The organism is Serratia sp. 25CWL12 (assembly GCF_055790885.1).
In genome coordinates this window covers 1-12657 of the sequence record NZ_CM147698.1, presented here as the reverse complement: position 1 = coordinate 12657, position 12657 = coordinate 1, and the positions used below count along the sequence as shown (strand labels likewise).

General features: G+C 49.7%; 4 protein-coding genes, 3 tRNA genes and 4 rRNA genes. All 11 read right to left on the bottom strand.

Annotation, left to right across the window (positions count from 1 at the left end; all coding sequences use genetic code 11):
• Positions 1-225 precede the first annotated feature (225 nt).
• Positions 226-1995 (bottom strand): bifunctional isocitrate dehydrogenase kinase/phosphatase, encoded by a 1770-nt coding sequence (gene aceK, locus ACX9GV_RS00055; RefSeq protein WP_473196624.1) that lies wholly within the window; start codon positions 1993-1995, stop codon positions 226-228.
• Positions 1996-2123: 128 nt separating this feature from the next.
• On the bottom strand, positions 2124-3431 hold the full coding sequence (gene aceA / locus ACX9GV_RS00050) for an isocitrate lyase (RefSeq protein ID WP_023490330.1): 1308 nt from the start codon (positions 3429-3431) through the stop codon (positions 2124-2126).
• Positions 3432-3628: 197 nt separating this feature from the next.
• On the bottom strand, positions 3629-5227 hold the full coding sequence (aceB, locus tag ACX9GV_RS00045) for a malate synthase A (protein ID WP_473196623.1): 1599 nt from the start codon (positions 5225-5227) through the stop codon (positions 3629-3631).
• Positions 5228-5628: 401 nt separating this feature from the next.
• A complete protein-coding gene (gene metA, locus ACX9GV_RS00040) occupies positions 5629-6558 on the bottom strand; it encodes a homoserine O-acetyltransferase MetA (RefSeq protein WP_023490328.1) in 930 nt (309 codons plus the stop codon).
• 211 nt (positions 6559-6769) lie between these two features.
• Positions 6770-6885: ribosomal RNA gene (gene rrf, locus ACX9GV_RS00035) — 5S ribosomal RNA — on the bottom strand.
• 46 nt (positions 6886-6931) lie between these two features.
• Positions 6932-7007, bottom strand: a tRNA-Thr gene (locus tag ACX9GV_RS00030).
• A gap of 13 nt (positions 7008-7020) precedes the next feature.
• Positions 7021-7136 (bottom strand): 5S ribosomal RNA (gene rrf / locus ACX9GV_RS00025).
• 165 nt (positions 7137-7301) lie between these two features.
• Positions 7302-10208: ribosomal RNA gene (locus tag ACX9GV_RS00020) — 23S ribosomal RNA — on the bottom strand.
• Positions 10209-10518: 310 nt separating this feature from the next.
• Positions 10519-10594, bottom strand: a tRNA-Ala gene (locus ACX9GV_RS00015).
• Positions 10595-10723: 129 nt separating this feature from the next.
• Positions 10724-10800, bottom strand: a tRNA-Ile gene (locus ACX9GV_RS00010).
• 74 nt (positions 10801-10874) lie between these two features.
• Positions 10875-12416: ribosomal RNA gene (locus tag ACX9GV_RS00005) — 16S ribosomal RNA — on the bottom strand.
• The 16S, 23S and 5S rRNA genes sit together here with 3 tRNA genes alongside, the layout of an rRNA operon.
• Between the last annotated feature and the right edge of the window lie 241 nt (positions 12417-12657).

Here is a 12657-nt window from a genome sequence, read left to right as displayed (position 1 = left end):
GATGCCAACAGATATTGAGAGTTTTTCAGGTTGGTCAGTCAACTGGACAAATAAGGGAATAAGAAGATTGCGGCTGAGGCATAAAATTTCATACTTCAAGAGGCGGTGGTGTTAGCTCCGCCCTGATACTCTGCTCTTCCTGAGCCCCCTTTGCGAACAACGGTCAAAACGCATAGGGTTTTGTCTAGTCACCCGAATTATTTTAACTATGCCCCTCACATCCCTCTAAGTAATCCCACCTGTTAGCGGTTTTCCTACTTTATCGGCAGGTAACCGCTGGCTAAATCGCCGCTTTTTACGATAGGCGAACACATCTTCAACATGGCCTTCCCTGATACGTTGCTGCAGCCTACGCCAGTAATCCGCAGTGAACAGATCACTATGCAGCTCCTCAAACACTTGGCGAATACCTGGGTCACCACAGAGGAAATAACGGAACTCTTCAGGGAAAACATCGTTTGGGGCGATGCTATACCAGGGTTCACTCGCCAGCTCATCTTCCGGGTAGCGTGGTGGGGGGATATCACGGAAATTCACCTCAGTCATGTAACAAATTTCGTCATAGTCATAAAATACCACCCGTCCATGACGCGTCACACCAAAGTTCTTGAACAGCATATCCCCGGGGAAGATATTGGCCGCTGCCAGTTGTTTGATGGCATTGCCGTACTCTTCGATGGCATCATGCATCTGCTGCGCGTTGGCCTGCTCTAGATAGAGGTTCAGGGGCATCATCTTGCGTTCCATATATAAATGGTTAATCACCAAACGATCACCCAGATCTTGCAGTTTTTCTGGCACCTCACGCTGTAACTCCGCCAACAATTCTGGGCTGATACGGCGCTTATCGACCACAAAATTTTCATATTCCTGTGTATCAGCCATACGACCGACACGATCATGCTCCTTAACCAATTGGTAGCAGTCGCGGACACGCGCTTGTGTCACCTCTTTCTGTGGTGCAAATTGGTCTTTGATAACCTTGAATACCCGATCAAAGGTGGGCAATGTAAACACCAGCATCACCATGCCTTTCACCCCAGGGGCAATAATAAACGGCTCCTGAGACTGTGCCATAAACGTCAGATATTCACGATAGCATTCCGTTTTGCCATGCTTCTGGCAGCCAATCGCCATGTACAGTTCAGCGGTGGTTTTGCCCGGCAGAATTTCCCGTAACCACTCAACCATCGCCGCTGGCAACGGGGCATAAACCATAAAGTAGGAGCGAGCAAAGCCAAATACGATACTGGCTTCCGTTTTGCTGGTCAGGCAGGTGTCAATAAACAGCGCACCAGAATCACTATGATGAATAGGTAACAGAAATGGATAGACCTCATCAGCCAATCGCAACTTACCCACCAGCCAGGCCGCTTTATTGCGATAAAAGAGTTCATTCGCTACCTGAAACGTCGCCCCAGCCAATTGCCGTGAATCGAAGGTTTGTAATAACGCTTGCGTAATAGCGTGAATATCCCGAGGCAAGTCCTCCCAGGGTAAGCGCAGCGGCAAGTCAGTCAGCAGACTGTGCAGCATGGTGGGCAGATCGCCGTTGGCAATAAAATCGCGGGCAAGTGGCCTGGGGATATCGCGAAAACGCCTTTCAGGCTGTGAGCTGAAAATAAACAGTTTATCCGGTGTTAAATCCCGGTGTTTGAACAAGCGGCAGTAAACCGAGTTAAAAAAGCTCTCTGCAATCTCAAAACGTGGGTAATCGGGCAACAACTCGGTATAGACGGCTTTGATCCGGTGGAGTAAACCGACATCCTGCTGGTAATCACTTTTGCTCACCATGCATTGCAGTTGCTCCACCACCAGACCCACATGGTGATCATAAAGATGGATGCGTTGCTTCATGGCCTGTTGGATGGCGGGCCAGTCAGCCTGTTCAAAACGCTGCTGTGCTCCCGCAGTGACTTCAAGGAAGCGACCATATTGTGCATCAAAGCCCTGCAGGATGGTCTGTGCAATCAATCGTTCCGGTTTTGCTGCCATCTTGACCTCTGCCATCAACCCGTGGAACCGGGCCTGAGATACCAGGCCGTTGACCTAGCCAAATTCATTCAAGTTGCAGCCAATAGCGCCGCAACTCGAATTATTTTGGGCATAAAACGTCAGATAAATTAGAACTGCTGCTCCTCAGTAGAACCGGTCAACGCCGTCACCGAAGAAGCCCCGCCTTGAATAATGGTGGTCACTTTGTCGAAGTAGCCTGTCCCGACTTCCTGCTGATGTGAAGCAAACGTATAGCCACGCGCCACCGCCGCAAACTCTGGCTGTTGCACCTTCTCGACATAGTGTTTCATGCCTTCACCCTGTGCGTAGGCATGTGCCAAATCGAACATGTTGAACCACATGCTGTGAATACCAGCCAGCGTAATAAACTGATACTTATACCCCATCGCTGACAACTCATCCTGGAAGCGGGCAATCGTCTGGTCGTCGAGATTTTTCTGCCAGTTAAAGGATGGCGAACAGTTGTACGCCAACAATTTGCCTGGGAATTTGGCATGAATAGCATCAGCAAAACGTTTGGCAGCAACCAGGTCCGGCGTTGAAGTTTCGCACCACACCAGATCAGCATAAGGGGAATAAGCCAAACCACGGCTGATAGCCTGCTCAATCCCAGCGTGAGTCCGGAAGAAACCTTCCGCAGTACGCTCACCGGAGACAAAGGCGCGGTCATAGGGATCGCAATCTGAAGTCAGCAAATCTGCGGCATCAGCATCAGTACGAGCAATTAACAGTGTGGGTACACCGAGAACATCAGCCGCCAAACGTGCTGCAACCAGCTTTTGCACCGCTTCCTGTGTCGGAACCAGCACTTTGCCACCCATATGACCACACTTCTTCACGGCTGCCAGTTGGTCTTCAAAGTGTACGCCTGCCGCCCCGGCCTCAATCATCGCCTTCATTAACTCAAAGGCATTCAGTACCCCACCAAACCCAGCTTCCGCATCCGCCACAATCGGCAGGAAATAATCGATATAGCCTTGGCTACCTGGCTCGATTTTATTCGACCACTGGATCTGATCAGCACGGCGGAAAGTATTATTGATACGCTCAACCACTGCCGGAACAGAATCCACCGGATACAGAGATTGATCCGGGTACATGGCAGAAGCGGTATTAGCATCTGCCGCTACCTGCCAGCCAGACAGATAAACCGCTTCCACGCCGGCTTTTGCCTGTTGTAACGCCTGACCACCGGTCAACGCCCCCAGGCTATTGACGTACCCTTTACGGGATTTGCCATGTAACAGCTCCCAGAGCTTAGCCGCGCCGTTTTGCGCCAAGGTATAGACCGGATTAACCGAACCGCGCAGATTAACCACATCTTCCGCGCTATAAGGGCGAGTAATGCCTTCCCAGCGTGCCGATTTCCATTCCTGTTCCAGTTGTTGAATCTGTTGGGTACGAGAAAGCGTCATAGGTTCATCCTCTAATTGTGCGGTGGGGTTCAACAAAGCAACTTACCGGTCACCATTCAAGCTATTGGAACTTCACTTCCCCCCTTTCAATGGTGACTTGAATGAACCGGCATTATCAGCAGCGTCAGTTTGCAGGATTGAGTACTGGAGAACATCGCACTCAACCCTATCCAAAATGGCAGGCCGAATGACCGGTTTCAGGCCAGTAATTCGTAACCGGGTAGCGTCAAGAAATCGATCAATTCATCTTGTGTCGTAATTCGTTCCATTAAGCGGGCCGCCTCTTCAAAACGACCGGCGCTATAACGTGCTTCACCCACTTCCTGACGGACAACTAGCATCTCTTCTTCCAGCATTTGGCGGAACAGTGCCTTGGTCACCTGTTGGCCATTGCTGAGACTCTTCTGGTGGTGGATCCACTGCCAGATAGAAGTCCGAGAGATCTCAGCAGTCGCCGCATCCTCCATCAAACCATAAATCGGTACACAACCATTTCCGGAGATCCAGGCTTCAATATATTGCACCGCGACACGAATATTGGCGCGCATCCCCGCTTCAGTACGTTCACCATCACAAGGTTGCAATAATTGAGCGGCGGTAATCGGGGCATCATTTTCACGCAGCACGTCCAATTGATTCTGACGTTCGCCCAGGATACGGTTAAAGACCTCCATCACCGTATCGGCCAACCCGGGATGAGCCACCCAGGTGCCATCATGGCCATTGTTGGCTTCCAGTTCTTTATCTGCTCGGACTTTACTTAAGATCACTTCATTTTGTGCTGGGTCTTTACTGGGGATAAACGCTGCCATCCCCCCCATCGCAAAAGCGCCGCGTTTATGGCAGGTCTTAATCAGCAAACGTGAATAAGCACTGAGGAAAGGTTTGTTCATGGTAACGGACTGCCGATCGGGCAATACGCGATCACCATGACTCTTCAATGTTTTTATATAGCTAAATATATAATCCCAACGGCCGCAATTTAGCCCGACGATATGGTCACGTAAGTGATACAAGATCTCATCCATTTGAAATACCGCAGGCAAGGTTTCGATCAACACCGTGGCCTTGATGGTACCGCGTGGTAACTTGAAACGATCTTCAGTAAAACAGAAAATGTCACTCCACCAGGCAGCCTCTTGCCAGGACTGGGTTTTCGGCAGGTAGAAATAGGGGCCACTCCCCTTGGCTAATAGCTGACGATAGTTATGGAAGAAATAGAGAGCAAAATCGAATATCCCCCCCGGAATAGCCTCCCCCTGCCACAACACATGTTTCTCTGGCAAATGTAAGCCACGCACACGGGCAATAAGTACCGCTGGGTTGGGTTTGAGTTGGTAACGTTTACCGTTTTCATTGGTATAGGAGATGGTGCCATTCACGGCATCACGCAAATTGATTTGCCCATCAATGATTTTTTCCCAGCTTGGAGCCAGAGAATCTTCAAAGTCGGCCATAAATACTTTGACGTTGGCGTTCAGGGCATTGATCACCATTTTACGCTCAACGGGGCCAGTAATTTCTACTCGGCGATCAAGCAAATCACTGGGGACACCGCGGATTTTCCAGTCGCCATCACCATGAGCACTCATGTCTGGCATAAAATCGGGCAGCTCACCCTGATCAATCTTTTCCTGCCAACTGGCACGCGCAGCCAACAATGGGTTACGTTGGGGAGTAAATTTCCTCACGAGCTCAGCCAAAAATTCAACGGCTTCATCGGTTAATATTTGTTGTTCTGCTGTCTTGAAGGGCTGGGTAAAAGTTAACTCTGAACCTACCATCTGTTGCGTCATTATATTTTCCTTACCTTCATTACACCCATCACTACTGGGCTGGTGAAGTTGGCGAAGTTAATGTTGTCGGAAATAGCAGCAATTTAAGGTGAAAAAATGGGCTTTTATTGGTTAGATATCATGCTAAGCATGTCAAGAATAACCAATAATGTTAAAAAAACAAAACTGATTTCATCTTTTTGTTAAGAATTTTATTAATCATTTGTTATTAAATGATTAAATTACCCATCTTGCGTAACATCTATAGACAGCGATAGTTTTATCGACAAATACTACTTATCAAATTGTTTTTTAATAATTTTTGTTAAGAATATTCGTATTGATGAACTGAGTAGTACAAGGTAGGCAAGCGCAGGAGTCCCCTCCTGCAACGTTAATGATAGCGGATATAGCAGACAGGATTACTCAAGGGTAGGATTCATGTGACGCAGATCAAACGGTGTGATCTGGTAGACGCAATAGTTCAACCAGTTGCAAAACAGTAAATGACCATGGCTACGCCATGAGGCGATTGGGGGCAGTTGCGGGTTATCTTCAGGAAAATAGTTCCATGGTACCACTGGGTTGAGGCCAGCATTGAGATCTCGCAAATACTCGTCTGCCAGCGTTAATGGATCATATTCTGGGTGCCCGGTAACAAATGCCAGGCGCTTATCGGGGCTTGCAAACAGATAGGCACCAGCGAGCTCTGACTCAGCCAGAATATCCAGATCAGTATACTGGCGGATAATATGGGTAGGGAAATCAGCGTAACGTGAATGCGGAGCTAGAAAAGTCTGATCAAATCCCCGGGTCAATAAGGCATGCGGTTGCAGCGTTTGGTGCTGATAAACACCAGAAAGCTTAACTTCTCGCGTTAGCTTCGGAATACCGTAGAGAATGTTCAATGCTGCTTGTACTGCCCAACAGACGAAAAGCGTAGAAGTGACGTGATCCTTAGCCCAGGCAATAATACGCGCAATCTGTGGCCAATAGGCAACATCACAGAAATCCACTAACCCTAAAGGCGCGCCTGTAACGATCAGACCATCAAAGTTATCTTCCTGAATATCTTCAAAATTACAGTAAAAATTATTTAAATGCTCTGCCGGCGTATTCTTCGATTCGCGGCTATCAATGCGCAGCAGTTGAATATCGATTTGTAATGGGGAATTAGAGAGTAAACGCAGAAACTGATTTTCCGTTTCAATCTTTTTTGGCATCAAATTAAGGATTAATACCTTGAGTGGCCTGATTTCCTGTGTTCTTGCACGAGAAGATGTCATCACAAACACATTCTCATTACGCAAAAAATTAACTGCAGGTAGTTCATCAGGAACACGAATCGGCATTGCTTAATCTCCAGGCTCATCCGTTTATACGTTTAGACTTCTAGATGCCTGAAGATAGCGTTTTTTCTGCATCATGTCGAGTGTTCAACAGAAAGGTGAAAATGTTTCATCACCAGAGACGGGGTCACATCCCTATGCTCGGGTAGAAAAGCTATAACCAATAAAGCAAAAAACCCCATGCTTACGCACGGGGTTCTTGGCTTTATTTGATGCTTGGCAGTGTCCTACTCTCACATGGGGAGACCCCACACTACCATCGGCGCTACGGCGTTTCACTTCTGAGTTCGGCATGGGATCAGGTGGTACCACCGCGCTATTGCCGCCAAGCAAATTCTTTTAATTCTTGTTTGCCGAACTAACTTTACTAATAAAGTGGTGCTGATACCCAGAGTCGAACTGGGGACCTCACCCTTACCAAGGGTGCGCTCTACCAACTGAGCCATATCAGCACACAAATTGGATGCCTGGCAGTGTCCTACTCTCACATGGGGAGACCCCACACTACCATCGGCGCTACGGCGTTTCACTTCTGAGTTCGGCATGGGATCAGGTGGGACCACCGCGCTAAGGCCGCCAGGCAAATCAGGTTTCAGGTCACAGGAAACAGGTTTCAGTTAATCCACCTACCCCTATACACCTCAAAATCTTTGTTGCTCTCATCTTCAATCTGTAGAACAAGCTGATTATCGTTATCTCTCTCTACCCGATATCCTGGTATCAGGTCAAAACACCTTCGGTGTTGTAAGGTTAAGCCTCACGGTTCATTAGTACTGGTTAGCTCAATACATCGCTGCACTTACACACCCAGCCTATCAACGTCTTAGTCTTAAACGTTCCTTCAGGGACCTTAAAGGCCCAGGGAAGACTCATCTCGAGGCAAGTTTCGCGCTTAGATGCTTTCAGCGCTTATCTTTTCCGCACTTAGCTACCGGGCAGTGCCATTGGCATGACAACCCGAACACCAGGGGTGCGTTCACTCCGGTCCTCTCGTACTAGGAGCAAACCCTCTCAATCTTCCAACGCCCACGGCAGATAGGGACCGAACTGTCTCACGACGTTCTAAACCCAGCTCGCGTACCACTTTAAATGGCGAACAGCCATACCCTTGGGACCTACTTCAGCCCCAGGATGTGATGAGCCGACATCGAGGTGCCAAACACCGCCGTCGATATGAACTCTTGGGCGGTATCAGCCTGTTATCCCCGGAGTACCTTTTATCCGTTGAGCGATGGCCCTTCCATTCAGAACCACCGGATCACTAAGACCTACTTTCGTACCTGCTCGAGCCGTCACTCTCACAGTCAAGCTGGCTTATGCCTTTGCACTAACCTCACGATGTCCGACCGTGATTAGCCAACCTTCGTGCTCCTCCGTTACTCTTTGGGAGGAGACCGCCCCAGTCAAACTACCCACCAGACACTGTCCTCACCCCAGATTATGGGGCCGAGTTAGAACATCAAACATTAAAGGGTGGTATTTCAAGGTTGGCTCCATGCAGACTGGCGTCCACACTTCAAAGCCTCCCACCTATCCTACACATCAAGGCTCAATGTTCAGTGTCAAGCTATAGTAAAGGTTCACGGGGTCTTTCCGTCTTGCCGCGGGTACACTGCATCTTCACAGCGAGTTCAATTTCACTGAGTCTCGGGTGGAGACAGCCTGGCCATCATTACGCCATTCGTGCAGGTCGGAACTTACCCGACAAGGAATTTCGCTACCTTAGGACCGTTATAGTTACGGCCGCCGTTTACTGGGGCTTCGATCAAGTGCTTCGCGTTGCCGCTAACCCCATCAATTAACCTTCCAGCACCGGGCAGGCGTCACACCGTATACGTCCACTTTCGTGTTTGCACAGTGCTGTGTTTTTATTAAACAGTTGCAGCCAGCTGGTATCTGCGACTGGCTTCAGCTCCAGGAGTAAATCCCTTCACCTAACGCCAGCGTGCCTTCTCCCGAAGTTACGGCACCATTTTGCCTAGTTCCTTCACCCGAGTTCTCTCAAGCGCCTGAGTATTCTCTACCTGACCACCTGTGTCGGTTTGGGGTACGATTAAATGTTACCTGATGCTTAGAGGCTTTTCCTGGAAGCAGGGCATCAACTACTTCATCTCCGTAGAGACTCGTCATCGTGCCTCAGGGTTGACAGTAAACCGGATTTGCCTGGTCTACCCCCCTACACACTTGAACCGGGACAACCGTCGCCCGGATAGCCTAGCCTTCTCCGTCCCCCCTTCGCAGTAACACCCAGTACAGGAATATTAACCTGTTTCCCATCGACTACGCTTTTCAGCCTCGCCTTAGGGGTCGACTCACCCTGCCCCGATTAACGTTGGACAGGAACCCTTGGTCTTCCGGCGAGCGGGCTTTTCACCCGCTTTATCGTTACTTATGTCAGCATTCGCACTTCTGATACCTCCAGCAACCCTCACAGGTCACCTTCGCAGGCTTACAGAACGCTCCCCTACCCAACAACGCCTAAGCGTCGCTGCCGCAGCTTCGGTGCATGGTTTAGCCCCGTTACATCTTCCGCGCAGGCCGACTCGACCAGTGAGCTATTACGCTTTCTTTAAATGATGGCTGCTTCTAAGCCAACATCCTGGCTGTCTGTGCCTTCCCACATCGTTTCCCACTTAACCATGACTTTGGGACCTTAGCTGGCGGTCTGGGTTGTTTCCCTCTTCACGACGGACGTTAGCACCCGCCGTGTGTCTCCCGTGATAACATTCTTCGGTATTCGCAGTTTGCATCGGGTTGGTAAGCCGGGATGGCCCCCTAGCCGAAACAGTGCTCTACCCCCGAAGATGAATTCACGAGGCGCTACCTAAATAGCTTTCGGGGAGAACCAGCTATCTCCCGGTTTGATTGGCCTTTCACCCCCAGCCACAAGTCATCCGCTAATTTTTCAACATTAGTCGGTTCGGTCCTCCAGTTAGTGTTACCCAACCTTCAACCTGCCCATGGCTAGATCACCGGGTTTCGGGTCTATACCTTGCAACTATTCGCCCAGTTAAGACTCGGTTTCCCTACGGCTCCCCTATTCGGTTAACCTTGCTACAAAATATAAGTCGCTGACCCATTATACAAAAGGTACGCAGTCACCTAACAAGTAGGCTCCCACTGCTTGTACGTACACGGTTTCAGGTTCTATTTCACTCCCCTCGCCGGGGTTCTTTTCGCCTTTCCCTCACGGTACTGGTTCACTATCGGTCAGTCAGGAGTATTTAGCCTTGGAGGATGGTCCCCCCATATTCAGACAGGATAACACGTGTCCCGCCCTACTCATCGAACTCACAATCCATGCATCTTCGTGTACGGGACTATCACCCTTTACTGTGCGACTTTCCAGACGCTTCCACTGACACACAAACTGATTCAGGTTCTGGGCTCTTCCCCGTTCGCTCGCCGCTACTAGGGGAATCTCGGTTGATTTCTTTTCCTCGGGGTACTGAGATGTTTCAGTTCCCCCGGTTCGCCTCCTGCCACTATGTATTCATGACAGGATAGTGCAACGAATTGCACTGGGTTTCCCCATTCGGGTATTGTCGGTTGTAACGGTTCATATCACCTTACCGACACTTTTCGCAGATTAGCACGCCCTTCATCGCCTCTGACTGCCTAGGCATCCACCGTGTACGCTTAGTCGCTTAACCTCACAACCCGAAGATGTTTCCATCTTGCCGGTTGGCTGCGCGTCGTGAATACTGCGTTGTGCGGTGCTCGCCATGCTCATGGACATCAAGTCCACTGCGCTGGCTCTGCTCCTACGCCTTGTCTTCACTTAGCTCGCTCAACCTGCTTACGAGTTATGATAAATTTGAGAGACTCTTTCAACGCCATCAATGTCAGTTAACTCATTGATGCGCTGAAGTTTCAATTTTCAGCTTGTTCCAGATTGTTAAAGAGCAAAATACTTCGCAGCATACTGTTTCCAGTACACTCTGAAGTATATTCAATGACTTATGGTGGAGCTAAGCGGGATCGAACCGCTGACCTCCTGCGTGCAAGGCAGGCGCTCTCCCAGCTGAGCTATAGCCCCATACAGTCACTGCAGAGACCTTTATGATTACCAACTCAACAGGAGTTAATTCTTTCTTAGGCAAGGCATGCGACTACGACGTTTACTGTAGTAAACGAGTAGGAGCATAACGCAGCATAAGGAAGAATTTGGTAGGCCTGAGTGGACTTGAACCACCGACCTCACCCTTATCAGGGGTGCGCTCTAACCACCTGAGCTACAAGCCTATAAAGGTATTTCTGCTCATTACTGTTCATCAGACAATCTGTGTGAGCACTTCACGCGAAGCAATATCTTTAGGTAAGGAGGTGATCCAACCGCAGGTTCCCCTACGGTTACCTTGTTACGACTTCACCCCAGTCATGAATCACAAAGTGGTAAGCGCCCTCCCGAAGGTTAAGCTACCTACTTCTTTTGCAACCCACTCCCATGGTGTGACGGGCGGTGTGTACAAGGCCCGGGAACGTATTCACCGTAGCATTCTGATCTACGATTACTAGCGATTCCGACTTCATGGAGTCGAGTTGCAGACTCCAATCCGGACTACGACGTACTTTATGAGGTCCGCTTGCTCTCGCGAGGTCGCTTCTCTTTGTATACGCCATTGTAGCACGTGTGTAGCCCTACTCGTAAGGGCCATGATGACTTGACGTCATCCCCACCTTCCTCCGGTTTATCACCGGCAGTCTCCTTTGAGTTCCCGACCGAATCGCTGGCAACAAAGGATAAGGGTTGCGCTCGTTGCGGGACTTAACCCAACATTTCACAACACGAGCTGACGACAGCCATGCAGCACCTGTCTCAGAGTTCCCGAAGGCACCAATCCATCTCTGGAAAGTTCTCTGGATGTCAAGAGTAGGTAAGGTTCTTCGCGTTGCATCGAATTAAACCACATGCTCCACCGCTTGTGCGGGCCCCCGTCAATTCATTTGAGTTTTAACCTTGCGGCCGTACTCCCCAGGCGGTCGATTTAACGCGTTAGCTCCGGAAGCCACGCCTCAAGGGCACAACCTCCAAATCGACATCGTTTACAGCGTGGACTACCAGGGTATCTAATCCTGTTTGCTCCCCACGCTTTCGCACCTGAGCGTCAGTCTTTGTCCAGGGGGCCGCCTTCGCCACCGGTATTCCTCCAGATCTCTACGCATTTCACCGCTACACCTGGAATTCTACCCCCCTCTACAAGACTCTAGCTTGCCAGTTTCAAATGCAGTTCCCAAGTTAAGCTCGGGGATTTCACATCTGACTTAACAAACCGCCTGCGTGCGCTTTACGCCCAGTAATTCCGATTAACGCTTGCACCCTCCGTATTACCGCGGCTGCTGGCACGGAGTTAGCCGGTGCTTCTTCTGCGAGTAACGTCAATGTGATGTGCTATTAACACACCACCCTTCCTCCTCGCTGAAAGTGCTTTACAACCCTAAGGCCTTCTTCACACACGCGGCATGGCTGCATCAGGCTTGCGCCCATTGTGCAATATTCCCCACTGCTGCCTCCCGTAGGAGTCTGGACCGTGTCTCAGTTCCAGTGTGGCTGGTCATCCTCTCAGACCAGCTAGGGATCGTCGCCTAGGTGAGCCATTACCCCACCTACTAGCTAATCCCATCTGGGCACATCCGATGGTGTGAGGCCCGAAGGTCCCCCACTTTGGTCTTGCGACATTATGCGGTATTAGCTACCGTTTCCAGTAGTTATCCCCCTCCATCAGGCAGTTTCCCAGACATTACTCACCCGTCCGCCGCTCGTCACCCAGGGAGCAAGCTCCCCTGTGCTACCGCTCGACTTGCATGTGTTAAGCCTGCCGCCAGCGTTCAATCTGAGCCATGATCAAACTCTTCAATTAAAAGCTTGATTTGCTAAGTTAATAGCGATGCTCAAAGATTACTGCATGAATTTTACTTACATGAGTCACTCTTTAAGACTTGATATTTTTTTGTTGCCGAAGCAACTGGATATCGTCTTTGTGAGTGCCCACACAGATTGTCTGATAAATTGTTAAAGAGCAGTGAGTTACTGGCTTTCGCCCGCTAACTCGAGGTGGCGTATATTACGCTTTCCTCTTTCAGAGTCAACCCTAATTTTCA